The 24,082-nt window shown below is 53.3% G+C and carries 28 protein-coding genes; 7 read left to right on the forward strand and 21 right to left on the reverse strand.

The features are described from left to right. Positions 1-9: 9 nt before the first annotated feature. Genes INE92_RS06615 through INE92_RS06670 form a run of 12 tightly spaced genes read right to left on the reverse strand, consistent with a single transcriptional unit; the run spans position 10 to position 13,334 of the window. Positions 10-3,987: a hypothetical protein gene (locus tag INE92_RS06615; protein ID WP_211420865.1), complete on the reverse strand. Its 3,978-nt coding sequence runs from the start codon at positions 3,985-3,987 to the stop codon at positions 10-12. A gap of 44 nt (positions 3,988-4,031) precedes the next feature. Beyond that, complete coding sequence (locus tag INE92_RS06620) at positions 4,032-4,496, reverse strand: hypothetical protein (RefSeq protein WP_195350030.1); 465 nt, start codon at positions 4,494-4,496, stop codon at positions 4,032-4,034. Position 4,497: 1 nt separating this feature from the next. Then, entirely contained in the window at positions 4,498-8,139 is a 3,642-nt protein-coding gene (locus INE92_RS06625; protein WP_211420866.1) for a viral A-type inclusion protein, read from the reverse strand. Further along, positions 8,136-8,348 carry a hypothetical protein gene (locus INE92_RS06630; RefSeq protein WP_195401590.1) on the reverse strand — a complete coding sequence of 71 codons (213 nt, stop codon included), beginning with the start codon at positions 8,346-8,348 and terminating at the stop codon, positions 8,136-8,138. The genes INE92_RS06625 and INE92_RS06630 overlap by 4 nt, the downstream gene beginning before the upstream one ends. Before the next feature lie 38 nt (positions 8,349-8,386). Continuing rightward, on the reverse strand, positions 8,387-8,878 hold the full coding sequence (locus INE92_RS06635) for a hypothetical protein (protein ID WP_195436242.1): 492 nt from the start codon (positions 8,876-8,878) through the stop codon (positions 8,387-8,389). A gap of 3 nt (positions 8,879-8,881) precedes the next feature. Further along, positions 8,882-9,460 (reverse strand): hypothetical protein, encoded by a 579-nt coding sequence (locus INE92_RS06640; RefSeq protein WP_195436243.1) that lies wholly within the window; start codon positions 9,458-9,460, stop codon positions 8,882-8,884. Further along, entirely contained in the window at positions 9,457-9,780 is a 324-nt protein-coding gene (locus INE92_RS06645; protein WP_233476932.1) for a hypothetical protein, read from the reverse strand. Before INE92_RS06645 ends, INE92_RS06640 begins: the two co-directional genes overlap by 4 nt. Continuing rightward, positions 9,755-10,180, reverse strand: a complete 426-nt coding sequence (locus INE92_RS06650; RefSeq protein WP_195350024.1) for a hypothetical protein — start codon at positions 10,178-10,180, stop codon at positions 9,755-9,757. Before INE92_RS06650 ends, INE92_RS06645 begins: the two co-directional genes overlap by 26 nt. 26 nt (positions 10,181-10,206) lie before the next feature. Then, the gene (locus INE92_RS06655) at positions 10,207-10,593 is read right to left on the reverse strand and encodes a hypothetical protein (protein ID WP_211420868.1); all 387 of its coding nucleotides are present in this window, start codon (positions 10,591-10,593) and stop codon (positions 10,207-10,209) included. Between the two features lie 12 nt (positions 10,594-10,605). After that, on the reverse strand, positions 10,606-11,070 hold the full coding sequence (locus INE92_RS06660) for an N-acetylmuramoyl-L-alanine amidase (protein WP_211420869.1): 465 nt from the start codon (positions 11,068-11,070) through the stop codon (positions 10,606-10,608). 2 nt (positions 11,071-11,072) lie between these two features. Further along, positions 11,073-12,284, reverse strand: a complete 1,212-nt coding sequence (locus INE92_RS06665; RefSeq protein ID WP_195436245.1) for a BACON domain-containing protein — start codon at positions 12,282-12,284, stop codon at positions 11,073-11,075. Positions 12,285-12,296: 12 nt separating this feature from the next. Continuing rightward, positions 12,297-13,334 carry a head maturation protease, ClpP-related gene (locus tag INE92_RS06670; protein WP_212701995.1) on the reverse strand — a complete coding sequence of 346 codons (1,038 nt, stop codon included), beginning with the start codon at positions 13,332-13,334 and terminating at the stop codon, positions 12,297-12,299. Positions 13,335-13,530: 196 nt separating this feature from the next. Here INE92_RS06670 and INE92_RS06675 point away from each other — a divergent pair, with 196 nt between their 5' ends. From INE92_RS06675 to INE92_RS06695, 5 genes are read left to right on the forward strand one after another with little or no spacing between them, the layout of a single operon-like run. Further along, positions 13,531-13,977: a hypothetical protein gene (locus INE92_RS06675; RefSeq protein WP_004327418.1), complete on the forward strand. Its 447-nt coding sequence runs from the start codon at positions 13,531-13,533 to the stop codon at positions 13,975-13,977. A 1-nt stretch (position 13,978) separates the two neighbouring features. Further along, positions 13,979-15,547, forward strand: coding sequence for a hypothetical protein (locus tag INE92_RS06680; protein ID WP_212701996.1), 1,569 nt, complete (start codon positions 13,979-13,981; stop codon positions 15,545-15,547). Between the two features lie 18 nt (positions 15,548-15,565). Then, on the forward strand, positions 15,566-15,991 hold the full coding sequence (locus INE92_RS06685) for a phage protein Gp36 family protein (RefSeq protein ID WP_004327405.1): 426 nt from the start codon (positions 15,566-15,568) through the stop codon (positions 15,989-15,991). Between the two features lies 1 nt (position 15,992). After that, the gene (locus INE92_RS06690) at positions 15,993-17,381 is read left to right on the forward strand and encodes a phage portal protein family protein (protein ID WP_211420870.1); all 1,389 of its coding nucleotides are present in this window, start codon (positions 15,993-15,995) and stop codon (positions 17,379-17,381) included. A 17-nt stretch (positions 17,382-17,398) separates the two neighbouring features. Further along, positions 17,399-18,814 carry a toxin glutamine deamidase domain-containing protein gene (locus INE92_RS06695; protein ID WP_211420871.1) on the forward strand — a complete coding sequence of 472 codons (1,416 nt, stop codon included), beginning with the start codon at positions 17,399-17,401 and terminating at the stop codon, positions 18,812-18,814. Here INE92_RS06695 and INE92_RS06700 read toward each other — a convergent pair. Further along, the gene (locus INE92_RS06700) at positions 18,797-19,030 is read right to left on the reverse strand and encodes a hypothetical protein (RefSeq protein ID WP_195436249.1); all 234 of its coding nucleotides are present in this window, start codon (positions 19,028-19,030) and stop codon (positions 18,797-18,799) included. The two genes, INE92_RS06695 and INE92_RS06700, sit on opposite strands and share 18 nt — an antisense overlap. 68 nt (positions 19,031-19,098) lie before the next feature. On the opposite strand from INE92_RS06700, the gene INE92_RS06705 reads away from it, so the two are divergent. Beyond that, positions 19,099-19,731, forward strand: a complete 633-nt coding sequence (locus tag INE92_RS06705; protein WP_211420872.1) for a phage virion morphogenesis protein — start codon at positions 19,099-19,101, stop codon at positions 19,729-19,731. Positions 19,732-19,735: 4 nt separating this feature from the next. Beyond that, positions 19,736-20,182 carry a hypothetical protein gene (locus INE92_RS06710; protein WP_211420873.1) on the forward strand — a complete coding sequence of 149 codons (447 nt, stop codon included), beginning with the start codon at positions 19,736-19,738 and terminating at the stop codon, positions 20,180-20,182. A 9-nt stretch (positions 20,183-20,191) separates the two neighbouring features. Here the strand turns inward: INE92_RS06710 and INE92_RS06715 are convergent, their stop codons facing one another. From INE92_RS06715 to INE92_RS06750, 8 genes are all read right to left on the reverse strand, one after another. Next, a complete protein-coding gene (locus INE92_RS06715) occupies positions 20,192-20,461 on the reverse strand; it encodes a transposase (protein WP_211420874.1) in 270 nt (89 codons plus the stop codon). Between the two features lie 108 nt (positions 20,462-20,569). Further along, positions 20,570-20,785, reverse strand: a complete 216-nt coding sequence (locus tag INE92_RS06720) for a molecular chaperone DnaJ (RefSeq protein ID WP_165450714.1) — start codon at positions 20,783-20,785, stop codon at positions 20,570-20,572. A gap of 1 nt (position 20,786) precedes the next feature. Then, complete coding sequence (locus INE92_RS06725) at positions 20,787-21,437, reverse strand: DUF3164 family protein (RefSeq protein WP_212701997.1); 651 nt, start codon at positions 21,435-21,437, stop codon at positions 20,787-20,789. 21 nt (positions 21,438-21,458) lie between these two features. Continuing rightward, complete coding sequence (locus tag INE92_RS06730) at positions 21,459-21,902, reverse strand: hypothetical protein (protein WP_212701998.1); 444 nt, start codon at positions 21,900-21,902, stop codon at positions 21,459-21,461. A gap of 183 nt (positions 21,903-22,085) precedes the next feature. Continuing rightward, entirely contained in the window at positions 22,086-22,283 is a 198-nt protein-coding gene (locus tag INE92_RS06735) for a hypothetical protein (protein ID WP_004325655.1), read from the reverse strand. 32 nt (positions 22,284-22,315) lie between these two features. Continuing rightward, the gene (locus INE92_RS06740; protein ID WP_004327414.1) at positions 22,316-22,828 is read right to left on the reverse strand and encodes a hypothetical protein; all 513 of its coding nucleotides are present in this window, start codon (positions 22,826-22,828) and stop codon (positions 22,316-22,318) included. A gap of 20 nt (positions 22,829-22,848) precedes the next feature. Continuing rightward, on the reverse strand, positions 22,849-23,154 hold the full coding sequence (locus INE92_RS06745; RefSeq protein ID WP_004327415.1) for a hypothetical protein: 306 nt from the start codon (positions 23,152-23,154) through the stop codon (positions 22,849-22,851). 19 nt (positions 23,155-23,173) lie between these two features. Then, a complete protein-coding gene (locus INE92_RS06750) occupies positions 23,174-24,079 on the reverse strand; it encodes a hypothetical protein (RefSeq protein WP_004326986.1) in 906 nt (301 codons plus the stop codon). Positions 24,080-24,082 lie beyond the last annotated feature (3 nt).

The following is a 24,082-nucleotide window of genomic DNA, read 5'->3' on the forward strand; positions in this document are numbered from 1 at the left end:
ATCTGTTTTTTAGGATGAATGATTCAATATCTGGTAACGGAATCCGTCCGCTTTTGTAATAAGTACCGTTACGGAGTCCCCGGATGCCATCTCGTAGTTTTGCAAATCTTCATTGTGGTTATAGATACCTTTTAGTATGATATTCTTTGAACCGGGTCTGACCCTGAACGTGACAATGGCTGCAAAATCGGTAGGCAAGTAACTCATGCCGAACTTGTATGCCACAGAACTTTCCGACGGCAGCGTAACCTCTACCTTACTGTAGTTGGGTTCATTGTAATACATCAAAATGATATTGTGTTGTGAGAAATCCACCGTGTAGTTTCCACTTCCGAAGGTAAGCAGCTTGGCTTTCGTATTGATAAACGCCGGGGCAAGTAATGCCGCATTGCTGCTGATACCGTAGTTCTTCGTACCGCCGGTAACATCTATAAACAATCCATAGTTCGCTTGGTCGAAGCCGTAATTCCCGTATATATTGGGGGCTGAGTTCACGATACGACCGACAGCGGTAAAAGCTCCTCCTGCAGAAGACGGTATCACATCATCACCGAACATCACATATCCTTTGCTGCCGCCGACACGGAAAAAATCATCATAAATGGCAAGACCGCCACCGCTCCCGTGAGAGTCGGCCACAGAACCGATACGGCCGTTCCCTATCTCAAAGCCGCCGATTTTCCCTTTGCTGCTGTCTATCTCTCCGGTAAACTTACCGTTGGTCGTTTCAATGCTGCCGTCTTCCAGTATCTTGAAGTTGCCGTTGGCCGTTACCAGTCCCTCCAGCTGTATATGGTCGGCTGTCAGCTTGATTTTGCTCACGGTATTTCCGTACTCGTCCTCTTCCTCCACGCTCACCCCGATAAGGGCAATCTTTCCTGTATTGTCCTGCGCATACAGACCGGAACCTTCAGGCTTTATGACAAGCCCGGTCTCTTTCAGCGCATTACCGTCCTTGTCGAAGACCGCCGCTGAAATCTTTACCAGCCGGTCGCTCTGTTCGAACAGTGTACGGTACTTATAGGCCAGTGCGTCCGCCTTGTTGGTGCTGAACACCAGCAGCGAAATGTAAATCACGCCCGTAAACGACAGCTTGAAGTCGCCAGTGCCGTTCCAAAGTCCGTCCAACGTGAACATCTTCTCACCGCCAACGGGCAGGTCCTCTTCATGGCCGAACATGTTGAAGTTCTCAAACCCGGTCTTATCAGCGTTCACAAATTCTATTTTCAACCTTCCGGCCTTGATAACCCGGTAGCTGAACGACAGATACACCACGCCGGGCACCCGTTCGCCCTGGCTGTTCGTCTGCCGGTACTCCGGTACCAGCCGGAAGTCCTCCAGTTTCTGCATGATATAGCTGTTCCGGATATAGGCATAAGGCACCTTGCCGTCGGTCCGTATCTCGGCATGGCCGTCCGGCTTCGTACCGTAAGGACCGCCGTTCGCCCAGATCCAGCGTCCGCCCAGGGTGAACAGCGTAGCCTTGCTGCCCGTCTTCCATTTGTCCATGCCGTCGGCAAAACTGCTGTTGTCCAGATAACTCTGTTCTTCGCGTATTTCCTTGCGCAAGCTTTCCACGGCTGAATGGATTTTCCCCTCGGTTATCTCAAACCGCGTCAGGATGTCCTCGCCCGTCATCAACACGAACGTACCCTTCAGCCACACGTTGTCGGCATACAGGCCGTTTCCTTTCGGCTGTTTGTCTGCCGGGAAAGCGCTGCTCCTGATGCCGTCCAGCTTACCCAGCCGGCAACGAAGGCAGCCGTTGAAGTTCTTGGCCTTCACACCGTCCAGAATGTCGATACGGGGCTGCCCGTCCTCCGTGGCCGCAATGGATATAAGGTTCTGCCGGAGCGGGTTTTCGGTGTTGCCCATCAGTACGCACTCATCGCCTGCCTCCGGCTTCACCCCGCCAAACTCGCTTACCGGGACCAGCACACCGCCGGCTATCACCGAAGCCACCTCCACCCAGTATGCTTTTAGTTTCTTACCACCCGTAACCGCACAGCGCATCAGGTCATGGGCCACAAAGCCCGATTCCTGCTCAAACACGATGCGGTAGTTGTCGCCCTGCTTCACCACGTCCTTGATCTTGCCGTTGGCAGCGGACACCACCAGCTGGCCGCACACGCTGCGCACCTTCTCGATCAGCAGTTCCAGCGCCACCAGGCTTTGCCGGGCAGTCACTTTGTCCACCGTCAGGTTTGTCAGTCCGGTCAGCTGGTCAATCCACAGCTGCCAGCCCTCACCGGTCAGCCCGTCCACAAACTCCGTGCTGCGCAGCAGTTCGCGGATCACGGCAGTCAAGTATTCGGCATTGCCCTCACCATCCACGATGCCGCAGGGCTTGCCGCCAGCAGCCTCGCCAAAGCTCACACCCTTCAGGAAGCGGATGGACTCTTTGGCTGTGTCCGGCTGGTTCTTGCTCAGGAACTCTTTCTGGCTGCGCCTGGCTGAAAACAGGTTGTTGTCCGTGGGCAACGTCTTGTCCCAACTCCGTATGATGTCCGGAAGGGCTGCGCCTTCCGTCTTTGATTTCGTATAACTCTTCAGCGCACCGATGCCGTCCGTCACCTTGTCGAACTTGCCCACCTGCAGCGCATCGCTTATCTCGATGTCCATCTGCCCGGGTTCGTTCACCTTGCGGCTGATCTTGGTGATACGGCTCTGACGGTAGCCTTTTTCCGGGAAATACTTCTGGCTCTCCAGCTTCACCCGTCTGCCCACAAACAGGTCTATGCCGTGCTCCTCGATGTATACCGGGTCCGTCGGGGCCTTGTAGGCGGCAATGTCCAGCCAGTACTCCTTGTTGTACTCGTCCACCGCAACCGCAAACTCCTCTTCGGCCAGCCGGTAATACTCATCCGGCATCCGGATGTTCCACAGGATATAGGTGTCGCCTGCCCGCGGCACCAGCTTGCCGCCCGGCAGCTGGGTGTCGTCATCGTAGGGCCAGATGGTGATCAGTTCGAATTCACGTGCCGCGCTGTCGTAGTTCACCTCAAAATAGTGGTCGTCACTCTCCCCGAGTCCGGCCAGGTCGCCAGTCTGGAACGACACACGTTTTGTCTCACCCGCCAGCTCGTACTGGTTGGGGTCAAAGTCCAGTTCCCCGTCCCGGAAATAATAGACGGTGAATTTGTTTCCTTCATCGTCTGCCACCTCCTCGCTGCGAACCGAGCTCACCGTACCCACCCGGTGGGGGTAGATACCGCTGAAGGCATCCTGCTCGTAATGGTCATAGATGCCGTATTCCTCCACGCCCTGCTCGATGTACTTCTTCCCGCCGGGGAGCATCAGCCTCGGGCTACCGTATTTCTCCGCATCGATGTTGCGGGTCGAACCTACCGGGAACAGGCGGGTGTAGAACTTGGCCGTGTTGCTGGTGTCTCTTTCCAGCGAGGTCAGCCCCTTGCCATAGCCAAGGGCGATTTCTTCCCCGTGTTCACAGCGGCACACGTTCACCGTCTGCCCCTCAATCCACCATTCCACCTTGCCGCCGGCTTTTTCGGCAATGGCTTTCAGCGCTTCGTCGCAGTACATCCCCTCGTAGTCTATCGTGATCAGCTCCGCACCTTCCACCGTACCCACCTTCCAGTCGGTCGTGTGGCCCATGCCGTCATTGATAGCCTTCACCACCATCGCCACATGCTCGCGGGGCGTGGCCGTCAGTGTAAACAGAGGGTTGGTGTCCCCGTCTGTCGTTTCCAGCACCAGGAACCGTTTGATCAAGCTCTCCACACCATACAGCTTCAGGTCATAGTCCCATTCACACTCGTTCACCTGCTTGGGGGTGTAGCGTTCCGTCAGCCAGTACCGCTCGCCCAGATAATCCGTATAGTCGTTCACGTCAAGGGCGATATGTTCGTAATGGGTGAAGGAAAGGGACAGGACATTCTCTCCCTGAACCTCCTTCTGTTGGGTGGAGCTGTCATCCGGAGCGATGTCCGCACGTTTATTGCCGTTTCTGTCATATATGGTCAGCATGTCCGTAATCCTTTAAATATCGTTTGAACTGCATTTGAATGTCGTTAAATCACCGGTACCGGCTCGCGGAACTTCACTTTGAATTTTCCGGCATGCACACCCTCTTTCCACAGGTAGGTCAACGGGGTGAACTTCGTGCAGTCCGCATATTTGACACGAAGGGTCAGCTCAAGCTGGGGAAAAGAAATGTCGAGCCATCCGTCCCGGCCCTTCTTCAGGAAATTCACGAAAGCGAAATACCGCTTCATCCATCCCGACTGTGTCCGGGCGTACAGGGCAAAGTGCAGCGTCACGTCGCGTGCCTCGTTCCTCGGGGTAAGCACGGCGCTGTATTTTTCCCCGTGCTCTTCCCGTATGTCCACGGCAGTGTCCTTCTTCGCCTTGCTCGGGGTCAGAATGGCCGTCAGGTTCTCCATGCCGCCGCGCCGGTCTTCTACCAGAAACACGCCGTATTCCGTCCAGATGTCCGTGCCGTTCACCAGCACCAGTCCGCCAAGTATATCCGCCATATCACTTCACTTTTAGTCCGTCACGTATCATTTTCCTTATCTCGGCCTTTATTTCGCCCAGGTGCCCCGCACTCGTACCGGTATGTTCATCGATACGGGCAAGATACCCCTCGGCGGTGTTCATCCTGTCGATGACGCTCTCCATCTTGTCATCGATGCTCGACCAGTGTTGCAGACCGCCGGTGAACATGCCCTCCAGCTTCGTGCCCTGGTCCTGCGTCATAGCCGTAAAGCCGCCGGCCTTCGCGCTCTGGGACGCGCCACCCTGCTGCGTCTTGTCATAGCCCGTAGCCGCCGCCAGATTGTCACGCAGGGCAAGGGCTTCATCCACATACTGCATGTACTCATCCATCAGCGCGTTCCGTTCCGCTTCGGTCAGATCGTTGTCCTCCATCGCCTTGCCGAACTTCTCCCACCAGCCCTTCAGCTTATCGCTGTACAGCTCGCCGATCTTGTTGCTCAGCATCGCACGCATGAAGTATTCCGAAATGTCCTCAGCCGCATCCCTGGCACCGTACTTCATGTTCATCAGGTTGTCGATGAAGCTGCTGTACATACCGTCGAATGAAATACCGGTCAGCCCCTCATACAGCTGGTCGGTCAGTTCCTCCAGCTTGCCGGCCTGGTCTATATAGTCATCCAGCTTCTCGGTCAGTCGCCCGCCGTAGCCGCCCTTGCCGGTGTCCTGGATCTGCGTCCACATGTCCACGTTGCTGCGCAGCGCCTTCATCTCCTCCGGGCTCAGGCTCCACAGGTTCCCGTCCCACTGGCGCCCTATCTGCCCGCTCAATTTGTCAATCTGTGCCTGGTTGAAACCGCCCCAGTAGTAGTTCCAGCTGTGGTGACTTCCGCTGTAGCGTGCCTGTTCCTTCGCTATCTGCAGATAGTTTGCATTCGTTTCTTTCTGGTATTTGTAAGCATCCCGGTAAGCTTCCACCGATTTTGTCCCCTTGCTTGCCTTGATGGTATCGGTCAGGTCTTCGATGGAAGTTTGCAGTTTCTCGTTCCGGTCCGTAAGACGGTCTATAGCCGCCTGCACTTCCCTGGCGTTCCCGCCGATGCCGAACAGTTTGTTGAAACCTCCGAAAGACACCGTGTTCAGCAGTCCTCCGATACCTTTCACAAGGGAACCGCCTATCTGTTTGAACAGGTCCCCGCTGAGGATATTGTCGAGTATTCCGGTTATCGCATTGAAAATGGTGTCTATCAATGATGAAATAATCGGGCCAATACCGTCTTTCAACAAATCCAGTATGGAGAGAATGGCCGATATGATCTGCCCGATGACTCCGGCACTTGACAGGGTCTCGGACATCTGGCTGATGGCATCACCGACCTTGCCTCCGATATTCAGTTTTGACAGCCCGGTAAGCATGTTCTGTATTCCTTCGAATGATCCCTGCAAGGTTCCGCTTGCAAAGCCGTGCAATCCGTTGGATACCATGTTCAATCCGTCAACCGTGTCCTGGGAGGAACTTTTCACCTCCCCGGCAAGCGCCTTCATTTCAGAAGTGGCGTTCAGGTATTCTTCGTCAGCTGAAGCGCTGGACGATTGGGCCATTTGAAGAGCGATTTTGGTACGTTCTATTTCTGCCTGGTTACCGCTTTCAAGAGCCTTGTTGTAATCGGCCTGCGCTGCTTTCAACCGGACGAATGCCGCTTCCTGCTGCAATTCCGCATTTTGCACGCGTGTGACGGCATCCCCCAAAGCGTGCATCTGCGTTTGTAACCGGGCAAAATCCAATGTGCCGTTGCCACCGGGGAGCATGCTTTGAATACGTTCGATGGCATCGTAAACGACCTGCTGGTCTGCGGCCCCTGATTTTTTGAACTCATCCGTCTTGACATACTGTTTAAGCTCGCCAAGCAGATTCTTCATCTGGTCTGCAAGCAGACCGGTCAAATCCCCGAACGCTGCTCCCCAGTCTATCTTCTGGGTAAGGGCTTCCATGTCCACTTTGTGCACAGCCGCATCACGCTGCTTCTCCAAAGTCAGCCTTTCGCCCTGGGACTGTGCCTTGCGGATTTTCTCGGCATATTCTTCAGCAATGGCCAGTTTCTGCTGTTGGAAGGTCCCGTATTCCTTCAGATAGTCACGCATGGCTTCCGCCTCTTCCCTGTACACGTCCGCCTCCGCTTTTTTCCGGGATTTAGTATTGGAGGCACGGGCTTTTTCAAGTTCATCCTGTTGCTCCCGGGTAAGGCCGTTATCTCCGGTGGAAAGGCCGGCTTCCTTGTTCTCACGCTTCCAGTCGGCTTCCTGCCGGTTTATCTCTTCTTTCCGGGCGTTATAGTCATATTCGATTTGCGCCAGTTTCTTTTCGGTACCGGCTTGCATGCGGTCTATCTCTTCCTTCCGGTTTTCAGCCTGTAGGGCGGCAAGATCCTGCGCCAGCCTGCGCTCTGTGGCAAGCCGTTGCTTGGCTTCTGATTTTTGGTCTGTTCCCGGTTGTTTAGGGTCGATATGCCCGCCGATATTTCCTTTTTTGGCTGCTTCTGCCGCTTTTTTTGCCTCTTCCCTGGCTTTTGCCAAATAAGCTTCACGCTTCGCCTCTGCCTCCTTGATTTTCGCATTTTTGTTAGCCTCATTCTCCTTGTCCACTTCCTCATCCATTTCTTGTGGGGTAAGCCCGACACGATGGGCTCCCATTTTGGCCATAAAGCGGAAAAATCCGCCATGTGCACCTTCCACTTCGTCCGGATTCTGGGCTTTGGTTTTATTCACCTCCTCATCCGCTTCTGCGGCTTTGTTTACCAGACTCTGTACATTGGCCTGATGAAGCAATACCTGTACATAGTCCTCGCTCTTTTGGATAAGGGTATCATACCACTCGGAAAGTGTTTTATAATACCCGAAAGATTCCCCATACTTGCGGTTCAGTTCCTCCACCTTAGCCTTTTCCTGTTCCTTGCTGCCGGTGAAGTTCTTTATTTCATCGATAACTGATTTGAGCTCGAAACGGGTACGCACCATCTGGGCACGGCCGCTCTTTTCTATCTCGGTCATTTCCTTCAGCGAGATGTTGAATTCGTCCACCCCCTTTTTGGCACTGAACAAATCCTTCGTCCATTCCCAGATTTCGTCACCGTACATCACAAGCAGCATGATGCCGGTGGTGAGAGCCGTCTGCCAGGAAAAGAGGGAGGAGAGTACCTGTTTCCATACCGGCGTGCCTTTCTTGCCTGACTTTTGCAACTCGTCGTATTCTTTCCGGGCACGGGCAAGTTCGTCCGTAAAAATCGGTAGGTTGTTGGATATGGCCAGGAAGAACATCTGCGGTCCCATGGCCAACGATGGCATTTCACGCGCCATCTGCTGGATACTGTTGTGAAGCCCGTTGAACTGCCGCTGTGCATTGGGAATATCCGGAGGCGTAACCTGTACGGATTCAGACTCCTCCTGCAACTGCTTCAACTTGCCGCGCAATTCCTCAAGCTGCTTCTCCAACGCATGGATCTGCGCGATATTGGCACTCTGGTCCAGATTGGGGGAAGCCGTCTCACCGGCAAGGCGCAGCCTTTCCAGCTCCGCCTCCAGCAGACTCACGGTATTACGAAGTTCCAGCGCCTCACGTCCGGCCTTGTCCATGCCGGGGGTAAGGTTGTCCTTCATCAAAAATTCAATCTCTACAGGTTTGCTCATTTCAATCGGCTTTGAAAAAATCCTACTATATCACCCGCTTCCTCTTCCACGCTCCTTCCCGCACCGGAAGTGCCGGTACCGCCCGAGGTACCCGACTTCTTGCGCTTGTAGCGGGGTGCGTCAGAAAGCATCATAATCAACGTCTGGTAATTCACACCGTCCAGGATGTAGTCCACACTCCAACCGGTCGCGGTCGCTATCTGCCACACGAAGCCGAAGGGGCTATGGGAACCCTCAAAACGGGTCTTTAACTCCCCTTCCTTGCACGGCTCAGTCTCAGCTTCGTCGGATTCGCCCGCTCCACTGATCTGATAATACGCATAAAATCCTCTGTCCCCAGCAGGTGCTCGAATGTCCGGAAAGCGGCCATCAGGTAGCGCCATTCCACGAAGTTACGGAGACACCATGCCGTTGGACCGATAAGGAAATGCCGGGACAGATAGCCCCGGCACACCGTATAGGCCAGCAGGCGGCTTACCGATTCCGTGTGTTCCACGACAAAGGCAGCTCCCGCTTCCCGGTCCAGCCGTTCCGGATCCGAAACTTCCACACCCATCTTCAGGTACTCGCGGGTCATCAGAAGCAGCCCGCGCATCCGGGGACGTTTCATTGTGACCCGGAATCGGACCGGTTTCTTTGCCCACGGCAGCCGCCACTCTTTCAGGGGAACGGATATACCCGCATCGAGCAGGGCATCCGCACACTCCTTCTGGATCAGCCTTACCACCTCAACTTCCATACGCTACTCCTTTTCAGTATTGGCACGGGCCGCCTGTGCCGCAACCTGAACCGTCGGCAGCTTATATTGTTTCCACTCATCGGGAACGGCTTCCGTATCGAACACCCCATAAGGCTGGGAACCGTCCTCGGGCATAGCCACTTCCAGAGTACACTCGATTTTCGCAGTTTCAGTAAGTGTCAGCTTGCCGGCAAGGTTGGAAAGAAGCGTGCCGTTCGGTATCAGTACGCTCTGTCCGGACACCAGGGAGAGTTCCCACGGACCGTCCATCAGCACGGCCGATGTAGGAGCAGTCCAGCCCACAGGAGTTTTCTTTTCCGTATCCTCCTTCTTGTAATGAAGGGAGCCCCCAAGCAGTTTATGAAGATTCTCGTAGTTCAGCTGGATGACATTGAACGTGGGGGCGATGCTGCCGTTCGACTGGGGGATAATCAGCACCGGGGTTCCCGGCACCTGCTCCGCGTTTATCTTGGTCGATTCAGGTTTAACCCCGCCCATATCAAACGAACCGGGTTCGATGTAGCCTACCACAAAGTCCTTGTATTTCACGGCACCGAGGCCGTACATAAAATTCTTGTTCATCGTTTTTTCAGTTTCATTGTTAATAACATACCGACAAGCAGGCCGGCAACCATTCCCAGAATAAACACCCGCACCGGGTTCGGAGGGCGTTTTTCCTCCGTTTGAACGTCATTTGAAATTTCGCTCCTGGTCTCGCTGCGGATACGTGTCAGTTCCGACTCATACCACAACACCAGCCGTTGCAAGCTGTCACAGGTGGCCGTCACGACAAGGGTGTCGCCGCGTAGCGCCACACCGGCTCCGGCACGCCCTTCCTTGCCATGGAAAGAGGCATTCGGGGGAAGTGAAAGAAGGTCAACAACCGGTATTTTCAGCTTCATCACTGATTCCGGAATGCCCGCCATCAACAGCCCCGCGGATGCGTTTCTTTGACTGTCCGCGTTTTGGACGGACCGGGTCGACCGGCTCGTCCGATCCAGGGTTCTGGATGTCCCGCAGCTCATAAAGCACAGGACAGTCAGAACGGTACTCGCAATCATTGGCACCGTCAATTGCCTTGCGAAGACGTGCCATTTCCCTTCTTGTCGCATTCAGTTCTTTTTTTAACGGTTCTACAATATTTTCTATCAGGATATGCGTGGCCTTGTCCACGTTGTCGATACGTACCGTCTCGGCGGCGGCGTTCGCTTTCCTGACAGTAGGCCTGATCGTTATCAGGGCAGTCAGGGCGGTAGCAAGACCGCCGCCCAGAACAAGGTTAAGTATCTCACTCAAGTCCATGCACAAATCCTCCCTGAAAAAAATGCCTATTTACCTCCTGCCTTTTTGGCAAACAGGCCGATAATCCACTGTACGAAACCCGTATCGGCAATGCCGTTCGCCACAAGGGAGGACCCGAGGCCGTACAGAAGTGCGATATACCATTCCACATCCGCCACAAAACCCGCGTCAAGCCACCACAGGAGCATCACGGCAACAATACCGGTAAGCCAGCTCACAAGCTGCGTCCAGATACCTGACATCTTGGGAAAAAGTTTCTTGATACCTTCCACCAGAAGGACAATACCGCCGGCAAAGCCGGCAAAGGTCGCGATTATCGCGTCATAATCCGTTTCCGGAGTCAATCTGTCCTGAGCGAAAGCCACGGATACGAATCCGAGCATCAATGCAAAAAAGAATAAAAGTCGTTTCATCTGTCTTTTGGTTTATTGGTTTATACCTATTGATTCAAGCCATTTCTGAACATCGAAACTGGGGCAGGCTTTAGCCGCCAGTTCGTTATGACCCACAATGCGAACATCCGGGAATCTACGGTGGAAGTCCTTCACATACTTATCCAACGCCTTCTTCTGACAAGCCGTGCGAGTGTCTTTCGGAGTCTTTCCGTCTCCGGCCACTCCCCCGGCATATACTATATGACGGCTCACACTGTTGTAACCTGTGGCTCCGTTGGTCACTTCCCAAGGGTCTACCTGCGCATCCTCGTTGTTGTCCACAAGACGCTCCACGCCCCCGTTCAGGTGAAACAGGTCGGTATAGCCCACCTGCTTCCATCCTCTTCCTCCCTGACACACCGGAGAAGTATGCCATTTACGGATGTCCGCCGAAGACACCTCACGCCCCTCCGGAGTGGCCGTGCAGTGAATTACCAGATACTTCAACTTTCCCATGCCTACGCCTCCTGTTTTGCCTGACTGACGGTTATCTTCACGGTCTTGGCCTTGTCGGAGTCCAGCGTCAGGGTGACAGCCCCGCTCTTGTCCTTGCCCGTCGTATTGGCTGCGGCGGAGATACGGATACCGTTATCCGTCGGGGACACAGTAAAGCCCGCAGGGGATGCGCTCACGCTGTACTCGCCGGATGCGGTCACGGCAATATCCTGGCTTCCGCCTTCCGGCTTGATAGTCACCTCCGTCGGATCGGCGGACAATGTCTTCTCCGCAGGCTTGAATACCGGGGACTTGCGGGTATCCAGAACCACGAACTCCTCGCCGAATGCGATATTCGTATCCGCCTTCATCAGAAGCTTGAAAAAATAAAGTTCGCTGGAGTTCATCCACTTGTCGATCTGAATTACCTCCTCGTCATCCTGGAGGTTCACACCGGCGAACAGGTTGCCGTCAGCCGACGGGGAACAGATGGTGGCCACAATCAGGTCATCGGGCCAGGAGTTCAGCGTCTCGATGGTGATGCCTTTGTAACGCTTCTTGTTCAGGTCGGTCTCGCTCGCATTCTTGTATTCGCGTTCGGTCAGTTCGTTGTCATACTTGTCGAAGTCATCGATACTCATCAGGATACGCAGGTTCGGATTCTCACGCAACGCTTTGGGGACAGCTGCACGTACCGCCTTCAGTTTGGCAAGCATACTGGACGTGTCGGAAGGTGCGGACACGACAACAACCTCCGTATCCCTGGCTGCCTGTGTCAGGATGCCGTCAAAAAGGTGGTCGTCATCATCGCCGAACTCACCGTTGATATAATGCCATCCGAGCTCGAACTTCACACTTTTGCTGAGTTCGTCAAGCAGAGTGTTCTGCGCTTCAGGCGGAAGCTCGGAGAACACGAGGTTGCCCTTCGGTTGCCACTTGCGCCAGATATGTTCGAACGCGCGCGGGTTGAAGGTGGTGAACGCCATGAAGTCCTCGGGGTCAAGGGATTTCTCCGAATAGTTGAAATTACCTTTCGAGTCCTCCAGTGTAGGGTTCTCCTTACGTTTCTGCAACATCCTGCCGGTCTTGATACGCGGCAGACTGATTTTCTTCTCCACTCCGGGAATAACCATGATCAGTCCTTTTTCGACAAGGTCATTTCCGGTGGTGGCAAGGGTCAGGATCTTTTCCAGCACCTCGCCGTTGTAATTGGTGTTTCTTACTACTATTGCCATAGTCCGGTTCTATTATTTACGGTTCAACTTTTCCTGAATTTCACGCATGCGCTTGTTCCACGGGCCCTCATTGTCCGGTTCCGTGCGCACATCAGTCATGACCCTGCGTTTGGGAGAGAGCTTCTCCAGGGCCTTTTCACTGTTTTCACGGTCCTTCGCCAGCAGGTTCTCATAAATCGGGCGGGTGGCGGCATCAATACGCCCGTCCTTCTCGGCAGCGTCCAGCAGCTGCTTGCGCGCGGCGGCATCATCCGCCTCCGCTTTGTCCTGGAACACCTTCAGCTCACCCTTAAGGCGGTCGACTTCCGCATTCAGGGAGGGCACTTTGCCGGCTTCCGTCTCCAGAAGCCCGATTTCACGGAGGAAATCATCGTCCGTCGCACAATTCGTGAAGCGAGGACGTTTCTTGAGTTCGTCTAAATTCATGTCATTCTCGTTTTGTGGCTGTTGCAGCCGGTTATTGAATATTTGGAATACCTGTTCGGGAGTACTGTCCTCAGGCACCGGGTCAGCGTCATAAATACCGTCAATAAGCCCAAGCGCCAGCGCCTCGTCGGCACGCAGCCAGTGATCCTTGCCGTCAAAATACATCGCGCGGATTTCCTCCTTGTCCTTGCCCATACGGGTGGCATACATCTCGCAAAGGGTATCCTCAAGCGCCTCGATCTCACGGATGCAGTCCTTCATCTCATCCTTGTTGCCGTAACAGCCGCCCTGGACACTGTGAAGCATCAGACGGGCATAACGGCTCATCTGCACGGGCTTGCCGCAAAGGGCGATGACGGAGGCCATGCTGGCGGCGATGCCGTCTACGTAGATGGTAATGTCGGCCTTGCTGTTCTTCAAGGCATTGAAAATGGCGATGCCCGAATAAACCTCGCCGCCGTTGCTGTTGATACGCACGTCCACCTTCCCGGTCAGGGCTTCCGCTTCCAGAAGTTCACGGGCAATATCACCGCTGCGCACGTTATCATCGTACTCACCGATGTCACCGTAAAGAAGGATGCAACAGGCATCGGTTCCGGGTATCATATTGAAAAATCTACTCATGTCACTATCGTTTTGGCAGGTCCTTCCCTGCAAAGTTTACGGTGCGAAATTAGGGGGATTAAAAGCCTTTTTCAAACCGCGTTTTCATCATGGAGATTTTAAAGGATTGCCATGACGCTTTAAAATGTCATCATGCGGAGCGTATTTTTTTTCGCTCCTTTTCCTTATCAATTTTGCACGTAAAAAAGGAGGTAATATGGCCGAACTTACAAACGAACAGAAAAAGGCATGGGCGAAAACGCTCTATACCCGAGAGACGCTCACGCAGGCGGAAATAGCCGAGCGTGTGGGGGTCTCACGGGTGACGGTGAACAACTGGATAGGCAAAGGAAACTGGGAGCAGCTGAAGGCTTCCATAACCATCACACGGGAGGAGCAGCTGAAGAACCTGTACCGGCAGCTGGCAGAACTCAACAACGCCATCATGGGAAAACCGGAAGGGGAACGGTTCCCGAACGCCGCGGAAGCGGACACCATTTCCAAGCTGTCGAACGCCATCAAGAAACTGGAAACAGAAGTGGGGCTGGCGGACATCATCTCTGTATTCTCCGACCTGCTCAAATGGGTGCGGACCTACGATTCCACGCAGGCGAAGGAGATCACCCCGCTTCTGGACGCGTTTGTCAAATCAAAATTATCCTGACATGGCAAAAAAAAGACTCACAACACAGGACAGGCTCGCGCTGGACAACTGGAACGAGCTGGTGGCATCCGTGCGAGAACATTCGGACATCAACCCCACGGACACGGAAACGGAAATCAGACAGAGGCGGGAAAGGCTGGAGAAGAACGATGAGGAGTGGTTCAAATACTACTTCGCCATGTATTGCACATGCGAGTCCGCCGCCTTCCACAAGAAAGCCACCGGGCGGATGATGAGGAACAGCCGCTGGTACGAGGTAAGGGCCTGGTCACGCGAGCTGGCGAAATCCGCACGCTCCATGATGGAGATCTCCAAACTGGCACTGACAAAAAAAATACGCAACGTGCTGCTGATCTCCAACTCGGCAGACAATGCGGAAAGGCTACTGCTGCCGTTCATGGCGAACTTCGAAGAGAACCAGCGGATCATACAGGACTACGGACAGCAGAAAAAACCGGGAGCGTGGGAAACCGGGGAATTCACCTGCATGTGCGGGTGCTCCTTCCGCGCCATCGGAGCCGGGCAGTCACCGCGCGGTACGCGTAACAAGAACTTCCGCCCGGACTTCATCCTGGTGGACGATATAGACACCGACGAGGAGTGCCGGAATCCGGAACGAATCAAAACCAAATGGAAATGGCTCGAGGAGGCACTGATACCGACCATGTCCGTATCGGGAAACTACCGCATCCTGTTCAACGGGAACATCATCGCGCCGGACTGCTGCATCAAAAGGGCCATCGAAAAGGCCACCGAACTGAAGGCGAAAGGAATCGGGCACGTGGATATCATCAACATCCGGGGAAAGGACGGGCTGTCCGTATGGCCCGAAAAGAACTCCGAGGAGGATATAGACCTCTTCCTTTCACTGGTGAGCGCGGCGGCGGCACAGAAAGAGTTCTTCAACAACCCGGTGGTGGACGGCGGCGTGTTCGCGGAAATCACCTACGGGAAAGTGCCGGCACTTTCCAAGTTCAAGTTCCTGGTGATATACGGGGACCCCGCACCGGGAGAGAACAAGACGAAAAAAAGTTCCACCAAAACGGTATGCCTGCTCGGGAAACTCGCGGGAAAGCTTTATCTGATAAAAACGTTCCTGGACAGGGGGCTGAACGCGGAATTTGTAGAGTGGTACATCAAGCTGCTGGAGTTCGTGGGCGGGAAAACAACCGTGTACTGTTACATGGAGAACAACAAGTTACAGGATCCTTTTTTCCAGCAGGTATTCCAGCCCATCGTGCGGCGGATACGCAGGGAAAGGAAAATATCACTGTACATCACCGGAGACGAGGAGAAGAAAACCGACAAGGCCACACGTATCGAGGCGAACCTGGAACCGCTCAACCGGGAGGGGAACCTGATACTCAACGAGGCTGAAAAGGACAACCCGCACATGAAACGGATGGCGGAACAGTTCAAGCTGTTCAACCTGCAACTGACCTATCCGGCAGACGGACCCGACTGCGTGGAGGGAGGGAACAGAATTATAGACCGCAAGGCCAGACAGTCGGAAAAGCCCGTCATTGTCACAAGGAAAAGCACGCGGTCGCAAAACAAGTACAGAGTGTAAACTTCAATACCTATCATTATGAGCAAATTTATAGAACTTTCAGACTACGACGCGAGTATACACCGCGAGATTCTGGACGCACTGACAAGAGAGGACGACGCCGTCGTGGAGATATGCGAGGACCGCGCCGTCGCCGAGATGCGCTGCTACCTTTCCAGACGTTACGACTGTGACAAAATATTCACGGCAACCGGTGACAAACGCAACCAGCTTGTCCTGATGATGGCCATCGACATAGCCGTGTACCACATCTTCTGCATACATAACCCGAGGAACCTGTCACCGCTGCGGAAGGAACGCCACGAAAGGGCGGTCGAATGGCTGAAAGCCGTGGCGGCCGAGGAGATATCGGTGGACGGCCTGCCCCTGCTGTCCGAAGAGACGAGGGCGGCAAAATCAAATTTCCTTATCAAAAGCAACCGTAAACGTGTAAACCATTGGTAATATGAGCAAAAGAAAGAAAGGGGCCGGAAAGATAACCCAAAGCGGGAACCTGCCGAGGCCCGGGCAGAAAGGACCCGCAACCATCATACTGACACAGCCCAGAAGGTTCGGTATAGACATAGCGGACTACATGCTCGCGGTAAGGGCTTTCGAGAATGTGGACTACTCCAGACGCTTCAGGCTGTACGACCTGTTCAGCGACATACTCATGGATACGCACCTGACAAGTGTCATAGAGAAACGGAAGAATGCCGCACTGGCATCTTCCATAGAATTCCGCAGGAACGGGAAGCCGGACGAGAAGGTGAACAAGCAGATCAGGTCCCCATGGTTCCGGAAGTTCATAGGGGACATCCTGGACGCCAAATTCTGGGGGTTCTCACTCGTGCAGTTCTACCGCAAGGGGGAATGGGTGAACTACGACCTGATACCGCGCAAACACGTCGATCCCGTGCGCAGGCTCATACTGCGACACCAGACGGACACCACCGGGACGTCCTGGGACGAGTACCCGGACCTGTTGTTCATCGGTTCACCCGACGATCCCGGGCTGCTGGTGAAAGCAGCCATCTGGGTGATATACAAACGTAACGACGTGGCGGACTGGGCACAGTTCGCGGAAGTGTTCGGAGCGCCCATCAGGGAGTACACGTATCCCACGGATGATGACGAGGCGCGGCAGAAGGCGCTGAACGACGCGGACAGCACCGGAAGCCTGTCGGTTTTCGTGCACGCGGAGGATACGGCGCTCAAGCTCGTGGAAGCCGCGAACAAGACAGGGAGCGCGGACCTCTACGACAAGCTCTGCGAGCGCTGCAACAACGAAATCTCAAAGCTGTTCCTCGGAAACACGCTCACCACCGAAGCATCCGACAAGGGCACACAGGCATTGGGAACAGTACACAAGGACGTGGAGGAGAAAGTGACGCTCTCCGACAGGCAGGACATCCTCGACGTGCTCAACTATGACATGGCCGACATATTCGCAATGCTCGGAATAGACACCACAGGCGGGGAGTTCTGCTATCCGGAAAAGAAGCTTATCGAACCGGAGAAAAAGATGTCCATCCTCACACAACTGCGCACGAACTTCAACCTGCCGGTGGGGGACGACTACCTCTACGAGGAATTCGGGATCGAGAAACCGGCAAACTACAACGAACTAAAAAAACGCCAGGAGGAGAAAGCGGCGGAAATCGAGGCAGCGAAGGCCCGAGAGACTGAAAAGACGGAAGAGGATGAACCGGTTCCGAAAGAAGAACCGGAACTGGAAAAGCACGGTAAAGGAACACCCAAAGAAAAGAAAAACGCCCTTAAAAACGCGTACAACTGGCTGAAACGTTTTTTCGGGAAAGCCCCGGGGAGAGACGGGGCAGCTTTAGAATGGTGATGAACGACCTCTACAGAATGGAGGACAAACAGGTGGAAACTTTATTCTCGTTCGATGAAGAGGTACTGAAGAAAGCCCTGAAGAACATCTACAGCAAAGACTTCCACCCCCTGACGGAAATTGAGGGGAACCTGTTCGATGCCACATGGAAAACAATAAACGAAGCGGCGGACAAGGGGTTCGGGACACGGAAGCCCGATGATCCGGATTATGACTTCTACCGGGAAATCCGAATGAACAACGCCGTGTTCGCGGCTTTCAAGGTACACCGGGCACAAAACGACATGGCAGCGCTACTGCTGGACGAAAACGGCAAATTAAGGCCGTTTGAACAGTGGCTGAAACTCGTCATGCCCATAGCGGACCACCAAATGGCAGACTGGATGCGTACAGAATACGACACGGCAGTCATACGGGCGCATCAGGCGGCCGACTGGAGACAGTTCGAGCGGGAGAAGGATATCCTGCCGAACCTCAAATGGATGCCGTCCACATCCGTACACCCGGGAGCGGACCACAGAATATTCTGGGGAACCATACGCCCCGTCGATGATCCGTTCTGGAACGAGCACAGGCCGGGGGACCGGTGGAACTGCAAGTGTACGCTCTCATCAACGGATGAAGCGCCGACAGCAGTACCGGACGAAAACGGGCAGAACAAGGCACATGACGGTCTGGAAAACAATCCGGGAAAAGACGGCAAACTGTTTTCAGACAAACACCCCTACGTTACTGAAGCGCATCCGGGAGCAAGAAAAGCCGTGGACGCATTGACCAAGCGCATCAACGAGATGATAGCCGAAATGCCAGACAACCTGACGCTGGAGGAAAAAACCGACATCGCCCGCAACAATCTCAAGATAGAAAAGGCACTCGGCGTTACCAAAGGCAAGCCTATGACATACGAACAGGCAAACAAGGGAAAGGAAAATCCGAAATTCGGAAAAGAGGAAGGATACCGCGTGAATTGCCAGACCTGCACCGTGACACACATGCTCAGAAGGTTAGGGTTTGACACCGAGGCAAAACCCAACATCAGACAAAGCGCATACAATGAAATGGCAAAACAAGGTATCACATGGGAAGAACGTTTCCTGAACCGGGACGGAACAAAGCCGGATTATGACTATACCTATAAATGGCAGGTCAGAAAGGGATACCAAGTAATGAACGCAAACCGACTGAAGGAATACTTCAGGGAAAAATTCAGAGAGGACGGAATATACGAGATATATTGTGCCTGGAAAGGCGGCTCCGCACACGTGTTCTGCGCGGAGGTGACTGAAGGAAAGACAAGGTTCTTCGACCCGCAAACCGGAAAGGATGATGCAAGCAATTACATACAGAGCATGAAAGCCAACCGTGTGGGAGTGATAAGAATAGACAACAAATTGGTAAATCCCAAAATCATGGGACTATTTATCACCAAATAAACGGGAAGAAAGTGCCAGCCCCTCCTCACCGTCCACCAGACGGCAGGACTGGCCGTCGAACAGAATAAAGGCGGGAAGACCGACAGGCAACTCAAAACCATCCCCGTCAACACAGCCAACGGAATAGATGCTTCCTTCAGGGGAACTGGCTGATAAAACAACGGAGTTATAACCGTGGATGTTTGCTAATTCTGACACTTGTTCGGGTATTTCCATAACTCAAAAAGGCACATAAAACACCTTGTTTGCAAAAGTATAAAATTATTTTTTAAACTCTATAATTTATGGACATAAAAGAATATTCAAGGCTGATAAATGCCAAACGGAAAGAACTGGATGGTCTAATGAAACGAAAGATGCCGGTTATCGCCGGACGAATGGCAAAAGACCATTTCCAGGACAACTTCCGCCGGGAAGGTTTCGTAAACGGAGGATTACACCCGTGGCCGAAAGCGAAAAGGCTGTCATCTGGAAGAACGGATGCGGCCGGGAACTACGGGACGCTGCTCTCCGGGAGGACCCACCTCTTCAGCTCCGTCAAGTACATGCCGACGGACTACCGGGTAAGAGTGGCCAATGACCTCATATACGCGCCCGTCCACAACTGGGGAGGAGAAGTTCATCCGACTGTTACGCCCCAAATGCGGCGTTTTGCATGGGCAAAGTATTACCAGGCTTCAGGCAAGGCTAAAAAAGCCGCCACGGGCAAAAGAAAAGGCAAAAAGAAGGGTTCTGCCGCAAACAATGAACCACAGGAGAACCCGGAGGCATTAAGATGGAAAAGACTGGCGCTCACCAAAAAGAAAAAGCTCCGGATAAAAATACCACAACGCCAGTTTATCGGAGAAAGCCGGGAACTGTCCGACAGGATAACGGAAAAAACAGAAAACGAAATCAGAAACATTTTAAACTTATAAACACATGGAAGAAATATTCATCGCAATCATGGAACGCATCGCCCAAAAGATGCCGGAGCTCTCATACATTGACGAGGATTACGGACAGCTCGAAACCGGAGCGGAAGAGGAACATTACCCGGTCACCTTCCCCTGCGTACTCATAGGGAATACGGAATCGGACTGGAAAGACTTCGGATACGGGGTACAGAAAAGCATGTCGCTTGTCACCGTAAGGCTGGCCGTGGACTGCTACGACGACACGCACTACACTTCAGGTACCTATGACAAAGTAAGGGAACGGCAGATGAAGGCAAAGGAACTGTACAAGGCCTTGCAGGGGTTCCAGTGCACGGAAGACTGCACACCGCTGGTCAGGGTCAAGAACCGGGATTATTCCCTGCCGGGAAACATCAAGGTGTACGAGACGGTTTATTCCTTCACGCTGCATGACGAGTCGGCCATGCAGTAAGGGGAAGGTTCATTCCCCCGTGAACAGGGAAAGCTGGACGGCTGTCAGGCGGGGTTTCTTAACCTTCGGGACGGGCTTCAGTTCAAGATCCTTCAACTCACGGCACTTGCGACGGATGATTGACATGATCCGCTCCTCGGAAATAAAAAATTCCTGCCGGGACAACACTTTCAGGGCGTCGTCAAAGCGCAGACGCTGCACCTCCGTCCAATAATAGTAACGGCGGCACAGGGCTTCATCACGAAGTTCTATCAGGTTCTTGTCTCGTCCTTTGGCCATAAATAAGAGTTATTTACTGCAAAATTAGGCATTTGGCATATCAGGAAAAAGAAAAACGCCGCAATCACAACGGATGCGGCGTTTTTTCTGTTTAGAGTGTGAACAAAATCACATGGTCATCAGTTCGGTATCGTCCTCACCCGGAATAAAAGGCTCGATACGGGTAATCACCTTGCTCTGTACCTTTACCCGGCCACTGCCCTTGCAGACAGGACAACGGGAGGAGGAAGGGGCTCCGCTCTGGTCTGTGTAGAAAACACGCCCCTTACCCTCGCAGTTCTTGCAAGCCATCACGTGTGGTGCGATGTTCTTTGTCTTCTCCATATCACAGACGGCAGAATGAAGGTTCGATACGGCGCCAGGCACCGTTCTCGTCACGCTTGTGGAAATAGTAGTTCACCGCAGTCTTATACACCACATTGCTCTCACGAAAGAGGTCCATGATCTCCGTGTACTCACTGTCGAAACGGTCCTCAAGCTCGTACAGCTTGCTCACCGACTTGTAGTCCAGATCACCCTGGCGGTTACGCTCGATCATGGTCATGCCAAGTTGGTACATCGGATCGTCGGTACCGAGCTCCCGGCTCATGGCGTAACGCTTCAGGTAATCCACCAGACGCTCGGCGGCGAGATTGGCACGCTCGTCGAAACTCTTCACCTTGTTACTCCTCACTTCCAGCTTCATGTCACCGTCCACGATGGTGAAACTCGCCTGGTCATCCTTGCGGAGCTGGCCATAGTCACGCATCAGGTCGCGGAAAGAGGCGGCTTCCTTCTCCACCCAGTCACGGAAGGCTTTCACGTCATCCACAACTGGAAACAGCTTGTTCTTCACTTCAAGCATGAACTGCGCACGAAGCCCTTCGTAGGCATCGCGACGGTTGCGCTTGTTTTCCTTCTCTTCCTGCTGGAGCTGTTTCAAAAGCTCCTTTCTGTCCTGGGCGGACAGGCTTTTTAATTGTTCTTTCAAGTCCATAACTAAAAAATTAAATGGTTGTTACTGTTGTTTATTCTCACGTTTGCGGCGAATGGCGCGCAGCTTCACCTGCAACGCATCCAGCGCCTCGCAGTCAAGTTCACGGAACTCCATGCCAGTGATACGGCTGTCCCGGCAGAAGGCGTTCACCCGGTCCCAGTCGGCCGTATCAATGCCCAGCAGCTGCATCTGGTGAAGCACCGCCGAACGCTTCTGACGGAGAATCTTCCGGAGCTCCTCACGGTAAGTGGGCGGCACCAGCTTGCGTATCCCGGCCACGGCAGCGCTGTATTCCTTCAGCGTCATCTCGCGCAGGCTCGTGGTGCGGCCGTCCGTGTACTGGGAAACGATGCTTTCCTTCAGTGCGTCACGATCCGATGTCGGAAGGCGGTTCAAAAGGCTGTAAAACGCCGCATAATTCTCGGGTTTATTTAACTGCTTGCGGCTGTTGATGTCTATCTGCATGGCTATACTGTTTTTTTGTTTATTTTAAGGTCATTGATTTCCTTAATCACTCTCTTTACTCTGATAGTACACAAATAATCAAGAAGATGCTCTTTTTCATTTTTTGTACACTTATACTGGTCGAAAAATTCAAGTATGCCCATTCTATTCAGATTTTCATTAACTCAAACTATTCATACCACATCAGCACAACTCTATGATTTCACCCACGGCAGAGCGTAGAAGAGTACGCAAAACCGAAGGGTTTCCGCTATCATAGATGACTTCCACACAACACTCATGGCGTGCGTTACGTGACACAACCAGCTCGCAAGTCATATTCTCACAGAGCCATTTTTCCACTACTTTACGGACACCAACTGCGGTGACCACAATTACCATTTTTTTACTCATAATATTGACCGTGCTGTATGTTATTCAACTCTTATCCTCCCGGTGTACTGGTTTCCCCGAAACTTCATCCCCTTGGTGAAGCCGCCCGGATATCCCAGTTCCTTGCTTCTCGCGTTTGCCAGCAACAAATGTTCCCGGCTAAGGGAGGCTACAAAACCTTTGTCCTTTTCCAGTCCCATCTCTCGGGCCTTCCGGGTGACGCTGCGTTCGGAAACACCGAGCATTTCAGCCAGCTCCCGGTTGAGGGTATTGTGATAGTGGCGACGCATGATGGAAAGCATATTACCGTTCCAAAAGATACGGGTGGAATATCCCTTATGCTCGACGAGCCGTCCCAGTGTCCGGTGCATGAAAGTACCGTCAGCAACCTTCCGGTGCTTGCGGTACTGTTCACGCTTGTACACCAGCACACATTCATGACACCAGGAACTCCGTCCCCCATTCTTCAACGGATAGAACTCACGCATCCACAACTTTCGGCCGCAATGCGGACAGACACGTTTACGTTTCTGCTTGTTGTTATTTTCACTCATAGCTGTTTATGCTGCATTCATCAGTTCATATTCAAATTTTCACCGAACGGAATAGTATTAATGTCAGCCTTTCTCGTGTAGGCCTGCATAAGTCCCACGGAAAGCAGCATATAGACATTCTTATTCGCTTTGACAACCCCGGAAATAGAGCCGACAATATGTTCAGTCTTGCCGGTAATGATTGAGCCGGCTATCTGCTCAAGCCCGTCTGGATGGTCCTCACTGGCCGCAACGCTCATAAAGGCACTAAGATCGTTTTCCTTACAAAAGTTATCCACGTATTGGCAGAGTTCCTTTACTGCCTCTTTCTGTTTTTCTGTAATCATTTCTGTTAAATTTTAATGGTTAATAATTATATGTTGAAATCGCGAAATCTCTTTTTTGATACTGGCTGTACATAGTTTCCTCCCAATCCGTCTCTTCCTCCTCCGGAAGGTCATCCTCATCAAGTTCTACCTCCTTACGGTAAATCAGATACCGTGCCTCCAGAAAGAAGAGGACCACGCGGCGCAGGAACTCACGGGCGGAGGCGATGCCGTGCTTTTCCATGAAGGAGGCGATACGGTCCGGACCGATAGTGTTCGTGCGGATGCTCACCAGACACTGCCGGCGGAAGTCCTTCAGCGTGCTGCCCCTCACCTCGAACACGCGGTCAGCGATACGGCCGAGACTCTCCGGAATATGGTATCCGGAACCTTCGTCATCCGTTCCCACCAGCAGTTCAGCAGCAGCCGTCAGCATACCCTCCACGCTCATGCGCTGGGCAGCGGCCGTCTCCTTCAGGAACACGTACTGGTAATTGCTCACGTAGGTATGTATGAGGTAGCCTTCAGGACGGCGGAACACCTCTTCGGAGGCAAGCTCCATCGAAAGGTTGTTCAATGTCACACCGGCACCGCAGCAGAAGGCGCACACCAGGCGGACGACAAGACGCTGGCGGTTGCCCCAGCCGCCAGCGATGATGGCACGCTGCAGGCTGCCGGCAACGGCCGGATCCATCTCGAAGAACAGCACCGACTTCTCCTGACGGCGGAAGAAGAACGACATGTCCGGAATACGATCCATGCAGAGGAGGATGCGCCGGGTGGCCGTGGAGACCCTGCCACCATCCGTCATGCGGATGTAGGACTTCACCAGGTGGTTCATCACTACCGTCATGTCGGAAAAATGATAGTCGGCAACCTTCCCGCGGAACAGTTCATGAAGCAGAACGGGCAGCTTCACAACGTAGTTGTAATACTCCTTTCTCATGGC

Origin of the sequence: Bacteroides xylanisolvens (assembly GCF_018289135.1) — a bacterium.
GTDB lineage: Bacteria > Bacteroidota > Bacteroidia > Bacteroidales > Bacteroidaceae > Bacteroides > Bacteroides xylanisolvens.